At 57.1% G+C, this 21,290-nt stretch carries 20 protein-coding genes; 10 read left to right on the top strand and 10 right to left on the bottom strand.

Annotation, left to right across the window (positions count from 1 at the left end; translation table 11 throughout):
• The first annotated feature begins 76 nt into the window (after window positions 1-76).
• Window positions 77-862 (top strand): 3-hydroxybutyrate dehydrogenase, encoded by a 786-nt coding sequence (locus ACEWL3_RS08270; protein ID WP_386178763.1) that lies wholly within the window; start codon window positions 77-79, stop codon window positions 860-862.
• Entirely contained in the window at window positions 863-1,894 is a 1,032-nt protein-coding gene (locus ACEWL3_RS08265) for a patatin-like phospholipase family protein (RefSeq protein ID WP_386178766.1), read from the top strand.
• Here the strand turns inward: ACEWL3_RS08265 and ACEWL3_RS08260 are convergent.
• From ACEWL3_RS08260 to ACEWL3_RS08245, 4 genes are all read right to left on the bottom strand, one after another.
• Complete coding sequence (locus ACEWL3_RS08260; RefSeq protein ID WP_386178769.1) at window positions 1,887-2,666, bottom strand: DUF502 domain-containing protein; 780 nt, start codon at window positions 2,664-2,666, stop codon at window positions 1,887-1,889. The two genes, ACEWL3_RS08265 and ACEWL3_RS08260, sit on opposite strands and share 8 nt — an antisense overlap.
• Window positions 2,667-2,756: 90 nt before the next feature.
• Window positions 2,757-3,671 (bottom strand): pseudouridine-5'-phosphate glycosidase, encoded by a 915-nt coding sequence (locus ACEWL3_RS08255; RefSeq protein ID WP_386178772.1) that lies wholly within the window; start codon window positions 3,669-3,671, stop codon window positions 2,757-2,759.
• Entirely contained in the window at window positions 3,668-4,552 is an 885-nt protein-coding gene (locus ACEWL3_RS08250) for a PfkB family carbohydrate kinase (protein ID WP_386178775.1), read from the bottom strand. Before ACEWL3_RS08250 ends, ACEWL3_RS08255 begins: the two co-directional genes overlap by 4 nt.
• 42 nt (window positions 4,553-4,594) lie before the next feature.
• Window positions 4,595-5,470, bottom strand: coding sequence for a DUF4198 domain-containing protein (locus ACEWL3_RS08245; protein WP_386178778.1), 876 nt, complete (start codon window positions 5,468-5,470; stop codon window positions 4,595-4,597).
• On the opposite strand from ACEWL3_RS08245, the gene ACEWL3_RS08240 reads away from it, so the two are divergent.
• The gene (locus ACEWL3_RS08240) at window positions 5,409-6,551 is read left to right on the top strand and encodes a HupE/UreJ family protein (RefSeq protein WP_386178781.1); all 1,143 of its coding nucleotides are present in this window, start codon (window positions 5,409-5,411) and stop codon (window positions 6,549-6,551) included. The genes ACEWL3_RS08245 and ACEWL3_RS08240 overlap by 62 nt on opposite strands.
• Window positions 6,552-6,557: 6 nt before the next feature.
• On the opposite strand, the gene ACEWL3_RS08235 is transcribed toward ACEWL3_RS08240, so the two are convergent.
• A complete protein-coding gene (locus ACEWL3_RS08235) occupies window positions 6,558-7,178 on the bottom strand; it encodes a thiamine phosphate synthase (RefSeq protein ID WP_386178784.1) in 621 nt (206 codons plus the stop codon).
• Window positions 7,179-7,301: 123 nt separating this feature from the next.
• Between ACEWL3_RS08235 and ACEWL3_RS08230 the strand changes: the two genes are divergently transcribed.
• From ACEWL3_RS08230 to ACEWL3_RS08220, 3 genes are read left to right on the top strand one after another with little or no spacing between them, the layout of a single operon-like run.
• A complete protein-coding gene (locus tag ACEWL3_RS08230) occupies window positions 7,302-8,054 on the top strand; it encodes an RNA methyltransferase (protein WP_386178787.1) in 753 nt (250 codons plus the stop codon).
• A 56-nt stretch (window positions 8,055-8,110) separates the two neighbouring features.
• A complete protein-coding gene (gene ctaA, locus ACEWL3_RS08225; protein WP_386178790.1) occupies window positions 8,111-9,265 on the top strand; it encodes a heme A synthase in 1,155 nt (384 codons plus the stop codon).
• Window positions 9,262-10,737 carry a carboxypeptidase M32 gene (locus ACEWL3_RS08220; protein ID WP_386178793.1) on the top strand — a complete coding sequence of 492 codons (1,476 nt, stop codon included), beginning with the start codon at window positions 9,262-9,264 and terminating at the stop codon, window positions 10,735-10,737. The genes ctaA and ACEWL3_RS08220 overlap by 4 nt, the downstream gene beginning before the upstream one ends.
• 141 nt (window positions 10,738-10,878) lie before the next feature.
• Here the strand turns inward: ACEWL3_RS08220 and gyrA are convergent, their stop codons facing one another.
• A complete protein-coding gene (gene gyrA, locus ACEWL3_RS08215) occupies window positions 10,879-13,635 on the bottom strand; it encodes a DNA gyrase subunit A (protein WP_386178796.1) in 2,757 nt (918 codons plus the stop codon).
• Window positions 13,636-13,826: 191 nt separating this feature from the next.
• Here gyrA and ACEWL3_RS08210 point away from each other — a divergent pair, with 191 nt between their 5' ends.
• Complete coding sequence (locus tag ACEWL3_RS08210) at window positions 13,827-14,096, top strand: usg protein (RefSeq protein WP_386178799.1); 270 nt, start codon at window positions 13,827-13,829, stop codon at window positions 14,094-14,096.
• A gap of 7 nt (window positions 14,097-14,103) precedes the next feature.
• On the opposite strand, the gene ACEWL3_RS08205 is transcribed toward ACEWL3_RS08210, so the two are convergent.
• The gene (locus ACEWL3_RS08205; RefSeq protein WP_386178801.1) at window positions 14,104-15,063 is read right to left on the bottom strand and encodes a radical SAM protein; all 960 of its coding nucleotides are present in this window, start codon (window positions 15,061-15,063) and stop codon (window positions 14,104-14,106) included.
• A gap of 163 nt (window positions 15,064-15,226) precedes the next feature.
• On the opposite strand from ACEWL3_RS08205, the gene zwf reads away from it, so the two are divergent.
• The 3 genes from zwf to pgi are packed head-to-tail and all read left to right on the top strand — an operon-like array spanning window position 15,227 to window position 18,959.
• Window positions 15,227-16,690 (top strand): glucose-6-phosphate dehydrogenase, encoded by a 1,464-nt coding sequence (zwf, locus tag ACEWL3_RS08200; protein ID WP_386178804.1) that lies wholly within the window; start codon window positions 15,227-15,229, stop codon window positions 16,688-16,690.
• Window positions 16,691-16,692: 2 nt separating this feature from the next.
• Window positions 16,693-17,364, top strand: coding sequence for a 6-phosphogluconolactonase (pgl, locus tag ACEWL3_RS08195; protein WP_386179450.1), 672 nt, complete (start codon window positions 16,693-16,695; stop codon window positions 17,362-17,364).
• Between the two features lie 5 nt (window positions 17,365-17,369).
• Window positions 17,370-18,959, top strand: a complete 1,590-nt coding sequence (pgi, locus tag ACEWL3_RS08190) for a glucose-6-phosphate isomerase (RefSeq protein WP_386178807.1) — start codon at window positions 17,370-17,372, stop codon at window positions 18,957-18,959.
• Window positions 18,960-18,986: 27 nt separating this feature from the next.
• Here pgi and ACEWL3_RS08185 read toward each other — a convergent pair whose 3' ends face one another.
• The 3 genes from ACEWL3_RS08185 to ACEWL3_RS08175 form a co-directional block, all read right to left on the bottom strand.
• The gene (locus ACEWL3_RS08185) at window positions 18,987-20,243 is read right to left on the bottom strand and encodes a cation:proton antiporter (protein ID WP_386178811.1); all 1,257 of its coding nucleotides are present in this window, start codon (window positions 20,241-20,243) and stop codon (window positions 18,987-18,989) included.
• A 79-nt stretch (window positions 20,244-20,322) separates the two neighbouring features.
• Complete coding sequence (locus tag ACEWL3_RS08180) at window positions 20,323-20,769, bottom strand: GNAT family N-acetyltransferase (RefSeq protein ID WP_386178814.1); 447 nt, start codon at window positions 20,767-20,769, stop codon at window positions 20,323-20,325.
• An 18-nt stretch (window positions 20,770-20,787) separates the two neighbouring features.
• A complete protein-coding gene (locus ACEWL3_RS08175) occupies window positions 20,788-21,267 on the bottom strand; it encodes an acyl-CoA thioesterase (protein WP_386178817.1) in 480 nt (159 codons plus the stop codon).
• Window positions 21,268-21,290 lie beyond the last annotated feature (23 nt).

The following is a 21,290-nucleotide window of genomic DNA, read 5'->3' as shown; positions in this document are numbered from 1 at the left end:
CCACGCAATTGTGCGTTCCCTTTGCGTGTGCGGCACGGCATGATGCACATGCAGCATAAAGACAAGGAAAAGACCCATGGCCTATACTATCGACCTCAGCGGTAAAACCGCGGTGATCACCGGATCAAACTCTGGCATTGGCCTTGGTATAGCATGGGAACTGGCCCGCGCTGGCGCGGATATTGTGCTGAACTCTTTCACCGATAATGACGATGATCACGCAATCGCCAAAAAAATCGGGGACGAGACCGGGGTCAAGGCGCGCTACATCAAAGCCGACATGTCCAAGCGCGACCAATGCCGCCAACTGATCAAAGACGCAGGTGTCTGTGATATTCTGGTGAACAACGCCGGTATTCAACATGTCGCCCCGATCCCCGATTTCCCGGTTGAGAAATGGGATGCCATTATCGCGATCAACATGTCATCGGCGTTTCATACCACCGCTATTGCCCTGCCGATGATGCGCGACGCGGGCTGGGGCAGGGTGATCAACATCGCCTCGGCGCACGGGCTGACCGCGTCGCCCTTCAAGGCGGCCTATATCGCGGCAAAACACGGTATTGTCGGGTTGACCAAGACCACGGCCCTTGAGACGGCCAAAGAAGACATCACCTGCAACGCGATCTGTCCGGGCTATGTGCTGACCCCAATCGTGGAAAAGCAGATCCCCGACACGATGAAAGAATACAACATGACCCGCGAAGAGGTCATCGAGAACGTGATGCTGACCCGCCAGCCCAGCAAGGAATTTGCAACGGTTGAACAGATGGGCGGCACCGCGACCTTCCTATGCTCTCATGCGGCAGCTCAGATCACCGGCACGACGATCAGTGTTGATGGCGGATGGACGGCGCTGTAAATGGGCAAAAAACGCATCAACCTCGCGCTTCAGGGGGGTGGCGCGCACGGTGCTTTCACTTGGGGTGCGCTCGACCGGTTGCTGCAAGACGGTGACATTGAGATTTGCGGGATATCGGGGACATCAGCAGGGGCATTGAATGGTGCTGCGCTCAAGGCCGGAATGATCACCGGCGGTCGGGACAGCGCGCGCGAAAATCTGGCGTGGCTGTGGGCACAGGTGTCAGGCGTGAGAGATCTGCGCATGGCATATTGGATGGCTCCTTTTGGGGTTGGGGCCTTAAGTCAGGCGATGGAATATTCCTTGCCGCAGGCGCTGTCGAACACCCTGACCAGTATCACGTCGCCCTATGCCTACGGGCCGTTCTACCGCAATCCTCTGTCCGATATCGTGGCAAAGTTTGACTACGAGAAAGTGTGTAACAGGGTTGGTCCTTTGTTGTTTGTCTGCGCCACGCGGGTCCGCAATGGCAAGATCAAGGTTTTCAGTGGCGATGAAATCACCCCCCAAGCTTTGATGGCATCGGCCTGCCTGCCAACGGTATTTCAGGCCGTTGAGATTGACGACCCCAGCACCGGGCGCCGCGAAGCATTCTGGGATGGAGGATATACCGGGAATCCCGCGCTTTTTCCCTTTTTTGGCAATGATTTGCCCGACGATATTGTGGTGATCAACATCAATCCACTTGAGCGCGACAGCATCCCCAAGACACCGCAACAGATCCAGAACCGGATCAACGAGATCAGCTTTAATTCAAGCTTGCTGCGAGAACTGCGCGCCATCGAATTTGTGCAAAGGCTGCTGAGCGATGGCACAATCCCGCAAGGAAAGATGGCTCGGGTCAACATCCATATGATCGCAGATGATGCGCTGATGGAACAACTGTCAGTGGCGACCAAAATGACGCCAAACCCAGCTGTCATTGCCAGCCTCAAAGACGCAGGATTTGAGGCGGCGGATCAGTTTCTGGCCAAACATGGCCAGGATATCGGCAAGCGCAGTTCCGTTGATTTACCCGAAATGTTCAGTTGACGGTTTCTTCGGTCTTCTGCTTTTCCTTGGCTTCGACGTTTTCCATCAGTTGCACCAGATCCTGCTGGCCATTCGGATCGGGCAATCCGCTTGGATAGACAAGCCCGGCTGAAATCACCAGTTTCGCGGAATCCTCAACGCTCATGTCCAGTTCAATAACATCTTTCTTGGGAACAAACAGCAAAAAGCCGGACGTGGGGTTGGGCGTGGTTGGTAAAAAGACCGACATCACTTCACCCGAAGGGTCCGATTTTTCGGCCACTTCGCCCTTGGCACTGGTCGATATGAATCCAAGCGCCCAGATGCCCCGCCGCGGGTATTCGATCAGACAGGCCGTTTCAAAGCTGCGCTCCGATTGGGCAAAGATCGTCTCGGAAATCTGTTTGATCCCCGAATAGATCGTACGCACCACCGGGGTGCGTTCAACAAGGCTTTCCGCGAACCTGATAAAAGAGCGACCCAAAAGGCCCTTGGCGGTAAACCCCACGATGATCGTAAAGATCAAGAAAATCAAAACGCCCAGACCGCGCACGTTGATCTGCGACGACGGATCGAGGCCAAAGAAGTCCTGGATCATCCGGTCTGGGTGATAGGCCTTGGGCACCAGCGGCAACACCCAACCGTCGATCCAGCCGACCACTGTCCAGATCAGCCACATGGTCAGGCCAACCGGCGCAATAACCACCAGACCCGTCAGAAATGACGCGCGCAGCCGACCGATTAGACTGCGTCGGGGGTGGACCGGTTGTTCAGTATCAAAGGGCGTGTTCATGGATGGTCGTTGTCCGTATTATAATCCACTATAGCTAGGTGTTTTGGTGGCCTGCTACAATAACCGAGCCATCAACAGTGTGTAATAGCTTTATTCAGCGTTCAAATATGCCGCAATCTGCGACGCCAACCGTGCATTGTTGCGCACCACAGCGATATTCGCGGTCAGTGACCGCCCCTCCGTCAGTTCAAATATCCGTTGCAACAGATAGGGCGTGACTGCCTTGCCGCTTATCCCATGGACATTTGCGTCCCTATGGGCTTGGGCAATCACCGGTGCAAGGTCAGCAGCAGGGATTTCGGCGTCTTTCGGGATCGGGTTCGCGACCAGTTGTCCCCCAGGCAGGCCCAAAGCAGCGCGGATTTTATGCGCCTTTGCAATGTCGGCAGGGTCGTCCATCCGCAACGGTGCCTTGAGCGGTGAAGTCGCGCTCCAAAATGCTGGAAAGCTGTCCTGGCCGAAGGCAATCACCGGAACCCCTTGGGTTTCGAGGACCTCAAGCGTCTTGGCGACGTCCAGAATGGCCTTGGCCCCGGCGGCAACCACAGTCACAGGTGTCAGGCCCAGCTCCATCAGGTCGGCCGAGATATCAAAACTGCTTTCGGCCCCTTTGTGCACACCACCGATGCCGCCCGTGGCAAAAACAGCGATGCCCGCCAGATGGGCCGCGATCATTGTGGCCGCCACGGTCGTCGCCCCTGTTCGGCCCGATGCAATGCACACGGCCATATCTGCCCGGCTGAGCTTTGCCACACCTTTGGCCTGCGCCAGGCCACTGAGCTGATCCGCGTCCAGCCCGATGTGTAACACGCCGTTGATCACGGCGATGGTCGCAGGTGTCGCGCCGGATGCGCGCACATCGGCCTCGACCTGCTGAGCGACCTCAAGATTTTGCGGATAGGGCATGCCATGGGTGATGATGGTGCTTTCCAACGCTACAATGGGCGTCCCGTCCTTGCGGGCCTTGGCCACTTCGGCGCTGAAGGTCATGGGAAAATAACTCATATTTTGGTCTCTCCAGATACATAAAGGGCGGCGGCCTGCAGCGCATCGTGCAGAGCATCAGCAGCACTTTGACCTTTCAGTTCGGCGGCAATATGCGCCGCCATGAACGTATCGCCAGCACCAGTGACACGGGCAACATGCACAGGCGGCGGGCTTTGTGTAATGACATCACTGCCCTGGGCCAGAGTGGCGGGGTTGCCGCCGTTGGTCACAACCGCACGTGCCGCCCCACGGGCCAGCAAACCAGTCGCGGCCTGCGTGGAATCGGTAAATCCGGTCTGACACAACAGCCCGGCCTCTTCGAGGTTCACATAAAGCGTGCCGCGCCGGGCTTGCACAAACGGGCTAAGCCGCAGGGCCTTGCCGGGGGATGCCGGGGCCACACGCAGATCCGCTTTTGCCATCAAGGGGCTGCGCGCCACCTGAGACAACAGATCGAGCGTCAGATTGCCATCCAGCGCAATCGCGCCAGTGTAGGGCGCAGGCAGGGTGCCATCCGACAGGGGTCGCAAAATCTTGTCACCCGCCGCCTCCAGCGAATGGGCGTCTGCGATCGCTGCGATCAACCCGTTCGCGCCTTCGACGGCCATGTAGCGGTCTGTGGGCAGATCATCGGAGCGATAGACGTAATCGGTGATCAACCCGCGTGTGGCACAAGCGCGAATCAACTCATCGCCTTCAGCGTCACGGCCCACCGCGCTGAGCAACGCAGGCGTAAGGCCAAAGCGCGCAAGCGCCATGCCAATATTAAGCGCAACACCACCGGGCAATCGCGTGATCCGTCCCGGCATGTCAGAGCCTTGGCGCATTGCCGTTTCAGATCGGCCAATGACATCCCAAAGGACAGAGCCGATGCATAAAATATCAGGTGTGTCAGTCATGTCCCGGATTTAGCCGGGCCTGTGGGGGTCATGCAAGCAGGCTTATTGCGGTACCGCAAAAGTCAGCGCCGCCCAAAGCGTTTCCCAAACCGGCTCTTCGGGGTCGTCAGCGGCCTCAGGGACAGGGCGCAGAACCACCGCATCAAAGAGATAGTCGTGTCCGGGTGTCACGGGAATCGTCGCCTCGCCCATCGCATCGGTGCGGTGCAGTGTGATGGCCACGCTGTCATCCGGGGACCGATCAAAGACCTCAATTTGGGCATCCGGGCGCGGCTGACCCTGATAGCGCAATGCCACCGACATTTGTCCGTCAAACCCCGCGGCATAGGGGTTGCTCAGCGCAACGAATTCGGTTGTGAGCCCTTGCGCCGCATCAGCGCCTGGCCCGCTGCCCACCCCGATCAGAGCTTTGACATGACGGGTATAGCTTTCCTTGAATTTCTCCTGCGACCAGCCATTTGCGATGTGGTCTGTCGCGGCATTGGGAAAATCCTTGTGCGTTGCGAACTTAAGAAACTTCTCCCATTCCTTATAGGTAAGCGTTGACGGCGCTGTCTCATGGACCACCACCAACAGGCCGTCCGCATTCAGGGCATCCAACTGCAATGCCGGCGAATCCCCGGCGCGTGCGGCGACTGGATTGACCTGGCCATCAAAGACCGTCTCAAACCGCGTGCTGCTGCGGTCAAAATACGACAGGCTGATCCCGGCAAAATTCTGACCATTTTTGAAGTCCGCCTGGATTGTGTCGCCCGGTGCCACTTGATACGCCTGAGGTTCAATCCAGTATTCATGTGCAGCCGCAGGCGTAAGCGGTAGGGCGCAAGAGGCGACAAGCAGCAGACGGGACAAGAGCATGGCAAAAACTTTCTTTAGGGATAGGGCAAAGCTGGCCTTGTTGGCCGTTTTGTCAAGCATGCTGTTGATCTATGGCACCATTGTGAACGCCCACGAAGTGCAGCCGACCATTGGTGACATGACAGTGAAAGATGGGCAGCTTTCCCTTGATCTGCGTCTGAATGTGGAAACTTTTCTGGCTGGTATCGATCTCGATACAGTTGATGACACGAATAACGCTGAGAATGCCGACGATTACGACGCCCTGCGCGCCCTGTCCGGCGAAGATATTGCCGCCCGCGCACCTGATCTGCTGACCCGCTGGAACGCGGTGCCGCTGGTAGTTGTGGACGGCACGCCTGTAACCCTGCGCGCGGCATCTCTGGATATCCCTGAGGACGTCGACATTGAATTGCCGCGCATCTCTACATGGCGGCTGGTTGGCAACGTATCAAAGAACGCAGGCAACGTCACAATCACTTGGCCTATAGGTGCAGGTGCGATGGTACTGCGCCAGCAGGGTGTGGAAGAACCTTTTACCGGTTATTTGAGCGGCGGCGAAACCAGCCCCGAAATTGACCTTGGTGGCGGTGGCGAACAGACCACTTGGCAAGCATTCGTAAGCTATATCCCTGTAGGCTTTGATCACATTCTACCCAAAGGATTGGATCATATTCTATTCGTGCTGGGGCTGTTCTTTCTCTCCACCCATCTGCGCCCGCTGATCTGGCAGATCTCGGCATTCACTTTGGCACACACAGTGACATTGGCCCTGGGGGCGATGGGCTGGGTGTCTGTGCCGGCCTCGATTGTGGAGCCGCTGATTGCGGCATCCATCACCTATGTGGCGATTGAAAACGTCTTTACGTCGGGACTGACCCGGTGGCGGCCCTTGGTGGTCTTTGGGTTTGGGTTGTTGCATGGGCTTGGTTTTGCTTCCGTGCTTGGCGAGTTTGGCTTGCCTGAGGGGCAGTTTATCCCGGCACTTGTCGGGTTCAACATTGGTGTTGAGTTCGGCCAGTTGACGGTAATCGCCATCGCCTTTTTTCTGGTGGGCTGGGCAATCAGGCGGGCGTGGTACCGCCGCCTGGTTTCGATACCCGCGTCTTGCGTGATCGCCGGTGTCGGAGCCTACTGGTTCATAGAGCGGGCGTTTTTCTGAAGCGCCTTACGCCATCGCCGCAATCAGGGTCTTCAGAGCGGCCCTTGGATCGTCGGCCTGCCATATCTCGTCGCCAAGTCCAAAGAAGTCAGTAAAAGGCGTCAGTGTTCGCACCATACCCTCGTCGAGCGCGCCTTCGGCCACGACCGGGACTTCGATCACCTCAGACCACCATTGAAACAGGTCCAGTTCGGCAAAGCTGCCATCGCCCAGTGTGCTGGCCTGCACAGGGCCAAAGCTGACGTAATCCGCACCTGCTTCGCCCGCCGCCATGCCCTCGTGACGCGAGGTGCCACAAAAGCTGCCGACAATCGCGTCGTCGCCCAGTTCCTTGCGGGTATAGCGCACCGACCGCGCCCCATCGCTCAGGTGCACGCCGTCCAGACCCAGCCGTTCGACCAACAGCAAATGATCGCTGATCACCAGTGCCACATCGCGGGCATGGGTCACTTCGCGCAGCGCATCGGCGGCGCGGCTCAGACGGTCTTCATCCTTTGTTGACAGGGCAAGGCGCACACAGGCAATCGGATGGGCGTCCAAAACAGCGGCCAAAGTGCTGGGAAAGCTGCTGAGTTCAATCTCGGGCGGGGTGATCAGATAGATCTGCGGCTGCTCGGGCGTGTCCATGCTCAAAGTCCTTTGGTTCTCTTAATCAGTCCCTAGCCGAAGGTGGGCAAAAAGAAAACGTCTATTGAAACACGATGCCAAGGCGTTCTTGCGATACCGGGGTGCGGCGCGTAAGAGGCGGGCATGACAGAAACGACACAGCCCCCCATGATCCCGGCCTTTGTTCTGGTGCGCCCGCAGATGGGCGAAAACATCGGGGCGGCGGCGCGTGCGATGTGGAACTTTGGCCTTGATCACATGCGGCTGGTGGCCCCGCGCGATGGCTGGCCCAATCCGGCGGCTGACGCGCTGGCGTCCGGGGCCGGGCGGTTGCTGGACGAGGCGGCCCTGTTTGAGGATCTGCCCTCTGCTTTGGGGGACTGCAATTATGTATTTGCCACCACGGCGCGGGGACGTGACCTGACCAAACCCGTGTTCAGCCCCGAGGCCGCAATGAAAGAAGCCGCGACACGCATTGCGTCTGGACAGCGGGTTGCGGTGCTTTTTGGACCCGAACGGGCGGGGTTGGAAAACGACGATATCGCGCGAGCGAACGCGATCATCTCGGTGCCGGTCAATCCGAATTTTGCCTCACTGAACCTTGCGCAATGCGTGTTGCTGACTGGGTATGAATGGATGCGCGCGCAAGGCCATGTGACGGCGCAAACGGTTGAGATGGCAGGCACAGATTGGGCCAACAACAGTGAGATCGAGCATCTGGGCGCGCATTTCGAGGACCGCCTGAACGAGGCCGGGTTCTTTTTCCCCGAACACAAGGCCACCTCAATGAAGATGAACCTGCGCAACATGTGGTCGCGGATGCCGCTGACCCGTGCAGACGTGCAGATGCTGCATGGCATGATGCGGCAAATGGTACGTTGGAAAGAGCGCGACTAGACCTTCGCGCTGTGGTGGCCTACCTATCAAGGAAAGCTGAAATATGAGGCCCGCCAATGGCAGAAAAACGCAAGTTATTTGAGGAAGTCGGCACACCCGAGGCCGCGCGACCTGTGGTGGCGACCGGCGTGATTGACCGCGGGCAGGGCGGCGCGCGCGGGGCCATTCGCATCTGGTTGATGATCCTTTTTGCACTGGTGTTTGTGATGATCGCTGTTGGCGGTGCAACACGTCTGACGGATTCTGGCCTGTCGATCACCGAATGGCGCCCCATCACCGGGGCGCTGCCGCCGATGAATGACGCAGACTGGCAATCTGAATTTGCCAAATACCAAGAGATTGACGAATTTCAGGTGCAGAATTCATGGATGCAACTGGCCGATTTCAAACGCATCTATTGGTGGGAATGGGGCCACCGGCAACTGGGCCGGGTGATCGGTCTGGTCTGGGCCATGGGTTTTTTCTGGTTTTTGCTGCGCAAACAAATCCCCACAGGCTGGACCGGACGATTGCTGTTACTGGGCGCGCTTGGCGGTGCCCAGGGGGCAATCGGATGGTGGATGGTCGCATCCGGTATCACAACCGGGGCAGGGACCACAGATGTGGCGAGCTACCGACTGGCCACCCATCTGGGGCTGGCTTTTGTCATTCTGGGCTTCATCACCTGGTACACGCTGATGCTGGGCCGGTCCGAACGTGACCTGATGCAGGCACGCCGCGCAAAGGAGAACCGGCAATTTGGCCTTGCCACCGGGCTGCTGCATTTCGCGTTTCTGCAAATCCTGATCGGTGCGCTGGTCGCAGGAATTGATGCGGGCCGGTATTTTGTCGACTGGCCGCTCATGCAGGGGCAGTTTTTCCCGCCCGATGCGTTTGATCTGACCCCCGGCTGGCGCAATTTCTTTGAGAACCCCGGTCTGGTGCAATTCATCCACCGCGTTATGGGCTACCTGCTGCTTGCATTTGGTATTGTCGTTTGGTTGCGGGGGCGCAAATCGGCCCACCCCCATACGCGATTTGCCTTCAATGCGGTGATGGCAGCTTTGGCCCTGCAAGTGGTATTGGGTATCACCACCGTTCTTTATGCCGCCCCTGTTCACATCGCCCTTTGTCATCAGGCTCTGGCTGTGGTCCTGTGGGTGCTTATCCTGAGGGCGCGGTTCCTGAGCGCCTATCCGATCGCCACATCTCTGAGAGGAACAAAACCATGACTGCATATGACGATCTGATGGCATTTCAACGCGAAACCGAAGCCCTGTCGCAGGTGGCTGGGCGCCTGGGCTGGGATCAGGAAACCGTGATGCCCCGTGCCGCCGCCCCGCAGCGCGGTGAAGAAATGGCGGCAATGGAAAGCATGTTGCACGCCCGCCGCGTTGACCCGCGCGTCGGCGATTGGTTGTCAGGTATTGATCAGACAACTTTGGATGATGTGGGCCGCGCCAATATGCGTCTTATTCAGCGCAGCTATGACCGCGCAAGCAAAGTACCCGCCCAATTGGCCGCCCGCATTGCGCGGGTGACATCCGAAGCCCAGGGCATCTGGGCAGACGCCCGTGCGAAGGACAATTTCGCATCTTTTGCCCCAACGTTGACGGAAGTTATCGGGCTAAAGCGCGAAGAGGGTCAGGCCCTTTCCGCGGGCGGTGATGTCTATGACGCGATGCTGGAAGACTACGAACCGGGCACCACTGGCGCTGATCTGGCGGCGATGTTCGGGGCCCTTCGTCCTGAACTAAGCGCGCTGCGTGCCGCAGTGCGCGAGGCGGAAGCGCCGCCCGTGCTGGAGGGCGTGTTTGACGAAGGCGCGCAGATGAAACTGACGCGGCAATTGGCCAAGACCTTTGGCTATGACATGAGCAGGGGCCGCGTGGACAAGGCTGTGCATCCGTTCTCGTCCGGTGGCGGCCTTGATGTGCGCATCACCACGCGCACCAACGAACTGGACCCGTTCAACTGCCTTTATTCCACCATTCATGAGGTCGGCCATGCCGCCTATGAACAGGGCATCCACCCTGACTACCTGCTGACGCCTTTGGGGCGTGGCGTGTCGATGGGTGTGCATGAAAGCCAAAGCCGTATCTACGAAAACCAGTTGGGCCGCAGCCGTGCCTTTACCGGCTGGCTATTCGGCCAGATGAAAGACGCCTTTGGTGATTTCGGCGTGGCTGACACGGAAACCTTCTACCGCATCGTTAATCGGGTCTCGGACGGGTTCATCCGAACCGAGGCTGACGAACTGCAATATAACCTGCATGTGCTGATGCGCTTTGATCTGGAACGTGCATTGATCACCCATGATCTGCAGGTCGATGACCTTGAGGCGGCATGGAATGACCGGTTTGAGGCTGACTTTGGCTTTGCCGTCGACCGCCCGTCTGACGGCGTCTTGCAGGACGTGCATTGGGCAGTCGGTCTGATAGGGTATTTCCCGACGTATAGTCTGGGCAATGTCTACGCCGGATGTCTGAATGAGGCGCTGCGAAAGGCGGTGCCGGGGCTGGATGATGAACTTTCCCAGGGCGACACCAGCAGTGCAACATCATGGCTGCGCGAGAATGTGCAGATTCATGGTGGGCTCTATGAGCCGCGTGATGTGATTGCCCGCGCTGCGGGGGTTGAGCCATCAGAGGCACCGCTGCTTTCTTACCTCAAAGACAAGTTTGCGGACATTTACGCGTTATAAGGCAGAAACGGTTGGATTTGCGCGTTTCCCGCGCCAATTTGGCACGCTACAGCAGGGCGCTTGGCTCAATGCCACCGCTCTGCTTATTTCTGCCGGCCTTTTGCGTAGCTGCAAAGGTCGCTGCGCGATCCCGCCGTTCGGTTAAGCCTCAGGTTCCACATTCAGTTCCTCAACCTCGTCGCCCTGATCGGCAATCCATGCCACGCTGACGACGACTTCACCTTTGCCGGTATCAAAAACCTTGACGCCACCAGCACTGCGCGAGCGGAACGAAATACCCTCAACCGGCACCCGGATGGATTGGCCTTTGGAAGTGGCCAGCATGATCTGATCATCCATCTCGACGGGGAAGGACGCAACAATGTCACCGCCGCGCATCGCCTTGTCCATCGCCGTGACGCCAAGGCCTCCGCGCCCGCGCAAAGGATAGTCGTGACTGGAGCTGAGCTTGCCCGCGCCCTTGGCGCTAATCGTCAGGATCAGGTTCTCAACGGCGGACATTTCCGCATATTTGTCGGGTGAAATTGTCGCGTTTGCGTTGATCTCTTCTTCGTCAGACATGTCTGCATCATCGGCCAGCCCGGCGACCGCACGGCGCATCTTGAGATAGGCTTGCCGTTCATCAGATGTTGCATCGAAATGGCGGATGATCGACATGGACACCACTTTGTCTTTACCGTTCAACTTGATGCCGCGCACACCTACGGAAGCGCGTGAATTGAATACCCGCACATCTGTTGCGCGGAACCGGATTGCTCGTCCAGAGTTTGTGACCAGCATCACGTCATCATCATTGGACGCGATCCGTGCATTGATCAGCGTGGTATCGGCGTGGTCATCCTCGAACTTCATCGCGATCTTGCCATTGCGCATCACATTGGTGAAATCACTCAGCTTGTTGCGGCGAACAGTGCCTGCCGATGTGGCAAACACCACCTGCAAATCGTCCCACTCATCCTCGGCGCGGTCCACCGGCATGATCGCGGCAATGCTGACACCTGTCGGAATCGGCAGGATGTTCACAATCGCCTTGCCTTTCGACGTGCGTCCCCCTTGCGGCAGGCGCCACGTCTTGAGCTTGTAGACCATACCGTCGGTCGTAAAGAACAACAGTTGCGTATGGGTATTGGCGACAAAAAGCGTGGTTACCACGTCTTCTTCCTTGGTGGCCATGCCCGACACACCCTTGCCACCGCGACGCTGGCTGCGGAAATCGGCCAAAGGCGTGCGTTTGATGTAGCCGCCGGAGGTGACGGTCACGACCATGTCTTCGCGCGCGATCAGGTCTTCGTCTTCCATGTCGCCGGACCATTCCACAATCTCGGTGCGGCGCGGCACGGCAAAGAGGTCACGGACCTCTTTCAGCTCATCCGCGATGATGCTCATGATCCGTTCACGGCTGCCCAAAATCTCAAGATATTCCTTGATCTTAGAGGCAAGTTCTTCCAGTTCATCGGTAACTTCCTTGACACCGATCTGGGTCAGGCGCTGCAACCGCAGTTCCAAAATGGCGCGGGCCTGGGCTTCGGACAGGTTATAGGTGCCATCGTCATTCGCCGTGTGGGTCGGATCGTCAATCAGCGCGATGTAGGGCAGGATATCGCGCGCAGGCCAGCGCCGGGTCATCAGCTTTTCACGGGCCTCCGCGGCATCCGCAGATGACCGGATGCTGGCGACCACCTCGTCAATGTTGGTCACTGCCACGGCCAGACCACACAAGATATGGCTGCGCTCACGTGCCTTGCGCAGCAGGAACGCGGTGCGGCGCGCCACCACGTCTTCGCGGAAATCAATGAACGCGGTCAGGAACTTGCGCAGCGTCAATGTTTCGGGCCGACCGCCGTTGAGCGCCAGCATATTACAGCCAAAATAGGTCTGCATCTGGGTGAAGCGGAACAATTGGTTCATCACCACTTCGGCCGTTGCATCGCGTTTGAGTTCAATCACCACGCGCACGCCGTTGCGGTCACTTTCGTCCTGAACATGGGCAATGCCGTCGATTTTCTTTTCACGCACCTGTTCAGCGATCTTTTCGATCATCGCGGATTTGTTGACCTGATAGGGTATCTCGTCGATGACGATGGCCCAGCGGTCCTTGCGGATTTCCTCAACCCGCGTTTTGGCACGAATGATCACGCTGCCGCGCCCTTCAAGATAGGCTTTGCGCGCACCGGACCGGCCCAACATGATACCACCCGTCGGAAAGTCGGGGCCTGGGACATATTCGATCAACTGTTCCGTGGTCAAATCTGGGTCTTCGATCAACGCCTGACAGGCATCGATAACTTCACCTAGATTGTGCGGTGGAATGTTGGTGGCCATACCAACCGCAATCCCGCCAGCACCATTCACCAGCATGTTCGGGAAACGCGACGGCAGCACCGATGGTTCGCGCTCCTTGCCATCGTAGTTGTCCATGAAATCGACAGTGTCTTTGTCCAGATCACTGGTCATGTACGACGCGACCTTGTCCAGCCGCGACTCAGTATACCGCATCGCCGCAGCAGAATCGCCGTCCATGGACCCAAAGTTGCCCTGACCATCAATCAGCGGCACCGACATCGAGAAATCCTGCGCCATCCGCACAAGCGCATCGTAAATCGCTGAATCACCGTGCGGGTGATACGAACCCATTACATCGCCAACCGATTTTGCCGATTTACGATATGTTTTGTCGTGGGTAATGCCCTTTTCGTACATCGAATAAATGATCCGACGATGGACCGGCTTCAGACCATCGCGCAGGTCTGGAATGGCACGGCTGACGATGACCGACATGGCATAATCCAGATAGGAAGTGCGCATTTCGTGTTCGATGCTGACCGATGGCCCATCAAAGATGGGGCGTTCAGGCATATTTTCTTCATCGTTTTCAGGGGTATCCGGCGTATCGTTCACGTCATTGGCCTAGCTTTATCACTGCTCTATATCTTGGGGTTTTCTATAGCAGAATGGGCATATGAGGTGCAATGCCTGTGGCCAAAACACACCGAAGTCAGTAACATCACAGTGACAACATATTGTTTTCATTGAAAAGTAAATATTTGCTGGCATTCTGAATGGGGGGATCACAGCTAAGGAGGTTTATTATGCCCCGATCAGAAACCGAATTGATGCTCAAAGGCTATGGGCTTACCACCGCGGAATTCTTCTATCATATGCCTGATTTTACCCATGTGCTGAACAGTTTCGTCTGGCAGGAATACGACATCGCCCCGGATCATCCTGAACTCTTCAAATTTGTCGAATTTTGGCAGTCCGAAATTGAGGGCTCCCTGCATTCGGTGCGGTTCAGCCATCGCAAACTGCTATCCTCTGGGGAATGGCACAATCAGGTTGGCGAATTCACGCTGCACTAGCGACGGATCAGGCCGAACAACTGGCCCCGCCAAGCACACAAAACTTGGCGCAATGCGGGTGGTTCAATGACACGTCACGCTCGGCCTGCTCAAGCGTTTCGCCAAGTTCAAATTCAGGCGAATAGGGCAGCAACGTACACGCCAGCACGACAGGTTTTGCGGCACCCTTGCGTTTGACCACCATACGCGACGATGCACACATGATCGTGCTGGGGGATTTATTCAAGATGTCCCAACAGCCGGTGGTGATTTCCGGCACTTCCACCGTTTCATCCATTTCAGGAAACAACACCGTCATACCAGAGTTTTGCGCGTCAATATCAAACCCATGTTCGGAAAAAAATGCAGAATACCCTTCACGGCTTGATGCATCGCTGTCCCCAAAAACGGACCGGCCGGCTACCGCCATCCGGAACCCATGATCGCGCAACCATTTCATACCGGTCAGGGTCCTTTGAAACGCACCATCCCCCCGTTCGGCATCGTGCAAATCAGCGCGGAAATGATCGACTGATATCCGCAGGGTCATCTTTCCCGGATAGGTCTTTTCAAGCCGCACCAGCCCGTTTTGCATATTTTTCCGCATCATCGGACGCATGGCGTTTGTGAGGATCAAAACCTCGTATCCGCGCGCCAAGGCGGCCTCTGTCATGTCGATCATTTGAGGGTTCATGAACGGTTCACCCCCGGTGAAAGCGATCTCCTTTACCGGCCATTTGCGGTTTTCAATCTGATCCAGATACGCGGCGACCTCGTCGGCGGTGATATAGACCAGTGCATCATTGGTGGGGCTGCTTTCGATATAGCAGTTCACACATTCAATGTTGCACAGCGTCCCGGTGTTAAACCAAAGCGTTTGCGGGTCTTTCAGCGATACGGTCGCGCGGGCCTCGCCTTTGGCGGTCACGTCGGGGTCCTGAAATTTGCCGAAATTTGCTGCTGTATCTGACGCCTGCAAATCTTTCATGGTTGGTCCTTGCCCCGTACCTTATGCTATCGTTGAGTGTGCTACGCTAGAAGTGGTGCGAATAAAAGTGCCGCAAAGGGATGTGCACAGACTTGTGAAGCGCAGAAAATAGGGTATGTTTGCGCTAACAGCGGCCCAATTGGGCGTAACAAGGGTTCTCCACATGGTCTCTCGCGTTATTCCAGTCGATCCATTTGATCTGGTCATTTTTGGCGGCACTGGGGATCTGGCCCGCCGCAAAATCCTGCCGGGATTGTTTCGTCGTTTCTGTGCCGGGCAAATGCCGGCCGATGCAAGAATCGTGGGAGCCGCGCGCACAGACATGGACACTGCAGCGTACCGCGCGATGGTTTCTGACGCGATCAGTGAATTTGGCGGAGAGTTCGCCTGTGAGGGGACAACCCTCGAAAAATTCCTGCAGCAAATTGATTATATATCCATTGACGCACGCGGCGAAAAAGGCTGGGCGGAGCTTCAGGAAAAGATGTCCGGAACGGACAGGGTAGAAGCCTATTATTTCTCAGTTTCGCCTTCGCTATTCGGGGATCTGGCCGAGCGTCTGCAACACTGGGGCATGGCCGATCACGAAAGCCGGATCGTGGTCGAAAAACCCTTTGGTCGCGATCTTGAAACGGCGCGCGCCCTCAACAAGACTTTGGCCACCTATTTTGCAGAAAGCCAGATTTATCGCATTGACCACTATCTTGGCAAAGAGACCGTGCAAAACCTGATGGCAGTGCGGTTCGGCAACATGCTGTTTGAGCCATTATGGAACGCACAATACGTCGATCACATCCAGATCACGGTTGCCGAAACGGTTGGCGTGGGGGGCAGGGGCGAATATTACGACAAGTCAGGCGCGATGCGCGATATGGTTCAGAACCACCTGATGCAACTTTTGTGCCTGATCGCGATGGAACCACCCGCGCGCTTTGATCCTGATGCGGTGCGCGATGAAAAACTCAAGGTCATTCGCGCACTTGATCCCGTTGAACCGCACCATATAGCGCGCGGACAATATCTGGCGGAAGTTGGAAACGAGACTGAAAACCCCGATTATCGCACTGCCGTCAATGACCCGCGCAGCCACACTGAAAGCTTTGTGGCGCTCAAAGCGAAAATCAGCAACTGGCGGTGGGCCGGGACACCTTTCTATCTGCGCACCGGCAAACGGATGTCAGCGCGCAGTTCAGAAATAACCGTGGTGTTCAAGGAAACCCCACACTCGATCTTTGCGGAAGACGCCGGAAGGCACCGCAATGTGTTGTCGATCCGGTTGCAGCCCAACGAGGGCATCACACTGGGCGTGACCATCAAGGAACCGGGCCCCGGTGGCATGCGCCTGATTGACGTGCCGCTTGATATGACCTTTGCGGACGCGTTGGGCGATCAGGACGCAGATCATGTAGATGCCTATGAACGTCTGATCATGGATGTGATCCGTGGCAATCAGACTTTGTTCATGCGCGGCGACGAGGTTGAGGCGGCCTGGGCATGGACCGATCCCTTGATCCAGGGCTGGGAGGCGCGCAATGATGTGCCCAAACCCTATGACAGCGGTTCTGACGGGCCGACGGTGTCAACGGAATTGATGCGGCGGGATGGCCGTGAATGGCGAAAGGTTTAGTCGTGAAAATCATCGAATACGCAGACAGAGAGATGTTGGCGATGAACGTCGCTGATATGTTGGCCAGTGAATTGAAAAATTGCCTGTTGGTCCATGAATTTGCGTCCTTCGCGGTGCCGGGCGGAACAACACCCGGCCCGATCTTTGATTTGCTGTGTGGCACTGACATCGAGTGGGACCGTGTCCATGTCATGTTGACCGATGAACGCTGGGTGCCGCAGGATCACGCCCAATCCAATGCGGGGCTGATCCGGGAGCGTTTGCTGGTGAACGATGCAGCGGCGGCGACATTTGTGCCGTTCTATCAACCGGGGCTGGACCCATCCGAGGGCAGCGCGCAGGTCGCCAAAAGTCTGAAGGACGAGTTGCCCATTTCCGTATTGATGCTTGGCATGGGCGCGGACATGCACACCGCATCGCTGTTTCCGGGGGCCGAAGGTCTGGATGCGGCCCTTGCAGCGAATGCGCCACTGCTCTGCCCGATCATGCCAAAGGGCCATGATATTGCCCGCGTCACACTGCCCGGCCATGTGCTGCAAGGGGCGATGGCCAAACATCTGGTCATATTTGGCACCGACAAGCGCGATGCTTTGGAGAAGGCGCGATCCTTGCCACCAGAACAGGCCCCGATTGCCACAGTTCTGCATGACACAGAGATACATTGGGCGGAGTGAACAACATGGACATCTGGAAAAGTCTGAAAAGCCGCCAGAATGCTGTGGCAGACCGGCCGTTGCTGGCGCTTTTCGAGGAAGACGACCGTGCCTCGGATTTCGTGGTTGAGACAGCGAATATGCGGTTTGACTATGCCAAGACCAATATTGACCGAGACACCCGCGCCGACCTGGTCAAACTGGCGGAACATGCGGGTGTTGCGGCCAAGCGCGACGCGATGTTTGCCGGTGCCGAAATCAACGAGACCGAAGGCCGCGCGGTTCTGCACACCGCCTTGCGCAATCTTGATGGCGGCCCGGTGATGGTGGACGGCCAAGACGTGATGCCCGGTGTCCTTGATACGCTGGCGGCAATGCGCGCCTTTGCCAATAAGATACGCGCAAGCGACACAACAGATGTGGTGAACATCGGGATTGGCGGCTCTGACCTTGGGCCTGCGATGGCCACAGCCGCGCTCAGCCCCTATCACGACGGTCCGCGCTGCCATTTCGTGTCAAACGTCGATGGCGCGCAGATCGCCGATACATTGCGGGGGCTTGATGCAAAAACCACGCTTGTGATCGTCGCTTCCAAAACCTTTACCACCATCGAAACCATGACCAACGCCCGCACCGCCAAAGCATGGATGATCGACCACGGCGGCGATCCCAAGGTCCAGTTTGCAGCGCTCAGCACAGCTGAGGAAAAGACCGCTGATTTTGGTATTGATCCCGATCAGGTCTTTGGTTTCGAAGATTGGGTTGGCGGGCGTTATTCCGTCTGGGGGCCCATTGGCCTGTCGGTGATGATTGCCATTGGTCCCAAAGGCTTTGACGCATTCTTGCGCGGGGCGCAGGCAATGGACACGCATTTCCGCGTCGCCGATCCGCTTGAGAATATGCCAATGATGCTGGCCCTTGTAGGCATCTGGCACAACCAGATCTGCGATTATGCCACCCGCGCCGTGCTGCCCTATGATCAGCGGCTGGCCTATCTGCCCGCGTATCTGCAGCAGCTTGAGATGGAATCAAACGGCAAATCCGTGCAGATCGATGGCACCCCCGTGGATCATCACACCGGTCCTGTCGTCTGGGGTGTTGTTGGCACCAACGGGCAGCACGCGTTTTATCAACTGATCCATCAGGGCACGCGTATCATTCCCTGCGAATTTCTGGTGGCCGCAAATGGGCATGAGCCTGAACTGACCCACCATCATAAACTGCTTGTGGCAAATTGCCTTGCCCAGTCTGAGGCGCTGATGCGGGGCCGGTCCTTTGGCGAGGCCAGCAAGATGATGGCCGCCAAAGGTCTGACCGGGGCCGAGCAGGAGCGTCAGGCCCAACACCGCGTTTTCCCTGGCAATCGCCCGTCAACCACCTTGGTATATCCGCTGCTGGATCCTTACACTTTGGGTCAGATCGTTGCCCTTTATGAACATCGCGTTTTCGTCGAAGGGGTTATTCTTGGCATCAATTCCTATGACCAGTGGGGGGTGGAACTGGGCAAGGAACTGGCCACATCGCTCGGCCCTGTTGTCGAGGGTGTCGAACCGACGACCGGCAAAGACGGCTCTACCGCCAGTCTGGTGGACTATGTTCTCAAACACAGCGGCTGAACGGCTTCGCGCGCAGGTTTTGGTCCTTCACACCAGATCAGGCGCGCGGCCCACGCGGTTGGCCAATGGGGCCACCGTCAGACCCTGAACGATGATCGAAAACACCACCACGATATAGGTGCAGGTCAGGATTACCGGCTTCCATTCGCTTTCGGGCAGGGACAAGGCCAGGGCAACCGAAATACCGCCCTTTAGTCCGCCCCAAGTCATGATCGGCGTTACGCCCTGACTGAACGTGCGAAACGGGCGCAGCAAACTGATCGGAACGGCAACAGCCACCAGACGGGCCAGCAGGGCGATAAAGATCGTCGCGATCCCGGTCAGGATCACATCACCTGAAAACGCGACCGCAAAGACTTCGAACCCGATGAGCAAGAATAAAACGGCATTCAAAATCTCGTCGATTAACTTCCAAAAGCCTTCCACATACTGTCGCGTGATTTCAGACATGCCCTTGGCTGTGCCCACATCACCAATCAGCAAACCCGCACAGACTGCCATAATGGGTGCCGAAACATGCAGCCAGACGGCCAATTCGTACCCCCCAAAGGCCAGCCCCAGCGTCAGCAACACTTCAAGCGAATAATCATCAATCCGCCGCATCACACGGAAGGTGAGCCACCCCAAGACAAGGCCAAGGACCGCGCCGCCAAGCGCCTCTTGGACAAAAAGCAATGCAGCCCCCGCAAGCGGGCTGCTGGTATCAGCACCATGCGCATCGCCCGGGAAAGCCAGACCAACCAGCACCAGAAACACGACATAGCCCACGCCGTCGTTGAACAGGCTTTCGCCCGCGATCTTGGTCTCTAACGTTTTGGGCAGATCGGCCTCGCGCAACACGCCCAGAACGGCAACAGGATCGGTGGGAGAAATCAGTGCGCCAAACACCAGCGCCAGCAACAACGGCATGCCCGTAAGCCATGAAAACCCAAAGCCTACGATTATTGTGGACAGCGCAATACCCAGCGTGGCCATCAAAAACACCGTGATCCATTCCGCACGCAGATCGCTAAGTTTGACGTGCAAAGCCCCGGCAAAAAGCAACAGACCCAACATGCCCTCAAGCAGGGCTTCGGAAAAATCGATGCCCGTCACAATGCCGCGCACGGTGTCCGCGATGTTGAGCGCGGGCCAAACCAGATCCAGCGCCAAAAGCCCGAATGAGGCCAGCAGGGACACCACCAGAATACCAATGGCAGAGGGCAATTTGAGAAACAGATAATTGATCGCCCCAAATCCGCCCGCGAGGACAATCAACAACGAGGTGATTTGCAGAAAATTCATGCTCTGGCTTTCTTGAGGCGGAAGATGGCGAGGCCACCTGAACTGATCTTAGGTAAATCGCGGACGTGCGGCACCAGTGTCACGGCTTCATATCATAGGTGATCCACATGGTGCGGGTCGCCAGTGTGTCATAGACACCGCGCCCCCGGTAGTTGTCATCCGCCGTGATCCATCGCACAACGGCCCATCCTTTTGTCCGCGCAACCTCGGCCACACCATTGATCAACGCCTGCGCCGCGCCGCTGCCACGGGCGTCAGGGTCCACAAAAAGATCATCAAGAAAGCAACTTGTGGCCGCGCGCAGGGGGCTTGCAAAGGGGCGATAATGCGTCAGCCCAATCAATTTACCCTGCGCATCCTGCGCCACCAAACCACTGGTTTCATGGGACGCATCCATCAGCCAGCCAAACACACGGTCGCGCATATCTGCTGTCTGATCAACTTTGTAGAACGTAGCATAGCCTTGATAAAGGATATCCCAAGCGCTGCGATCCTGCGCCGCAACCGGCCTGACTGTCACACTCATTCTGGTCTCCCTTGAAATTCATACGTCGCGCACGGCACCATCAATCGCTTCAAACCGGCTTTGCACTGCAGGGGGTATCGCATAGCGGCCCGACCCATCCGGTTCTAACAGCACCAGCACACAATTAAAGGACGCCCGCAATGTGCCCCCGGACCACAGTTGCTGAAGCAGTGAAAATGAGGTGCTGCGGTAGGCGGTGCAGCCGCAGGTGGTCACGTAATTCTCATCCATCCGCATTTCCTGACGGTAGTGGATGGTCCCGGACCGGATCACAATGCGCGGGTCGCTGGCATCGTCATACTTGGACAATCCCCAATCCTGCACATAACGTATGCGTAACCGTTCAAACCATTCCATATAGACCGCGTTGTTGACGTGGTTCAGCACATCAAGCTCAGAAAACCGCACCTGATCGGCCATCGCCAGCGGCTGCGAAGTGGTAATGCCAAGTGCGCGTTGCTGTTCTGGATCAAGGGGGGTGTGATAGAGCAATGTCATGTCAAATGAGTAGGCCGCGCACG

Source organism: Sulfitobacter sediminivivens (assembly GCF_042611115.2).
GTDB lineage: Bacteria > Pseudomonadota > Alphaproteobacteria > Rhodobacterales > Rhodobacteraceae > Sulfitobacter > Sulfitobacter sediminivivens.
This window is presented reverse-complemented; position numbering and strand designations above follow the sequence as displayed.

What these genes read in the sequence shown, in the direction of transcription:
- ACEWL3_RS08260 (WP_386178769.1), bottom strand. Translation starts at nt 2,666, where the DNA reads ATGAACACGCCCTTTGATACTGAACAACCGGTCCACCCCCGACGCAGT.
- ACEWL3_RS08205 (WP_386178801.1), bottom strand. Translation starts at nt 15,063, where the DNA reads ATGAAAGATTTGCAGGCGTCAGATACAGCAGCAAATTTCGGCAAATTT.
- zwf (WP_386178804.1), top strand. Translation starts at nt 15,227, where the DNA reads ATGGTCTCTCGCGTTATTCCAGTCGATCCATTTGATCTGGTCATTTTT.
- ACEWL3_RS08245 (WP_386178778.1), bottom strand. Translation starts at nt 5,470, where the DNA reads ATGCTTGACAAAACGGCCAACAAGGCCAGCTTTGCCCTATCCCTAAAG.
- ACEWL3_RS08210 (WP_386178799.1), top strand. Translation starts at nt 13,827, where the DNA reads ATGCCCCGATCAGAAACCGAATTGATGCTCAAAGGCTATGGGCTTACC.
- ACEWL3_RS08250 (WP_386178775.1), bottom strand. Translation starts at nt 4,552, where the DNA reads ATGACTGACACACCTGATATTTTATGCATCGGCTCTGTCCTTTGGGAT.
- ACEWL3_RS08265 (WP_386178766.1), top strand. Translation starts at nt 863, where the DNA reads ATGGGCAAAAAACGCATCAACCTCGCGCTTCAGGGGGGTGGCGCGCAC.
- ACEWL3_RS08185 (WP_386178811.1), bottom strand. Translation starts at nt 20,243, where the DNA reads ATGAATTTTCTGCAAATCACCTCGTTGTTGATTGTCCTCGCGGGCGGA.
- ACEWL3_RS08270 (WP_386178763.1), top strand. Translation starts at nt 77, where the DNA reads ATGGCCTATACTATCGACCTCAGCGGTAAAACCGCGGTGATCACCGGA.
- ACEWL3_RS08255 (WP_386178772.1), bottom strand. Translation starts at nt 3,671, where the DNA reads ATGAGTTATTTTCCCATGACCTTCAGCGCCGAAGTGGCCAAGGCCCGC.
- ACEWL3_RS08230 (WP_386178787.1), top strand. Translation starts at nt 7,302, where the DNA reads ATGACAGAAACGACACAGCCCCCCATGATCCCGGCCTTTGTTCTGGTG.
- ACEWL3_RS08175 (WP_386178817.1), bottom strand. Translation starts at nt 21,267, where the DNA reads ATGACATTGCTCTATCACACCCCCCTTGATCCAGAACAGCAACGCGCA.
- ctaA (WP_386178790.1), top strand. Translation starts at nt 8,111, where the DNA reads ATGGCAGAAAAACGCAAGTTATTTGAGGAAGTCGGCACACCCGAGGCC.
- ACEWL3_RS08220 (WP_386178793.1), top strand. Translation starts at nt 9,262, where the DNA reads ATGACTGCATATGACGATCTGATGGCATTTCAACGCGAAACCGAAGCC.
- ACEWL3_RS08235 (WP_386178784.1), bottom strand. Translation starts at nt 7,178, where the DNA reads ATGGACACGCCCGAGCAGCCGCAGATCTATCTGATCACCCCGCCCGAG.
- ACEWL3_RS08180 (WP_386178814.1), bottom strand. Translation starts at nt 20,769, where the DNA reads ATGAGTGTGACAGTCAGGCCGGTTGCGGCGCAGGATCGCAGCGCTTGG.
- ACEWL3_RS08240 (WP_386178781.1), top strand. Translation starts at nt 5,409, where the DNA reads ATGGCAAAAACTTTCTTTAGGGATAGGGCAAAGCTGGCCTTGTTGGCC.
- pgi (WP_386178807.1), top strand. Translation starts at nt 17,370, where the DNA reads ATGGACATCTGGAAAAGTCTGAAAAGCCGCCAGAATGCTGTGGCAGAC.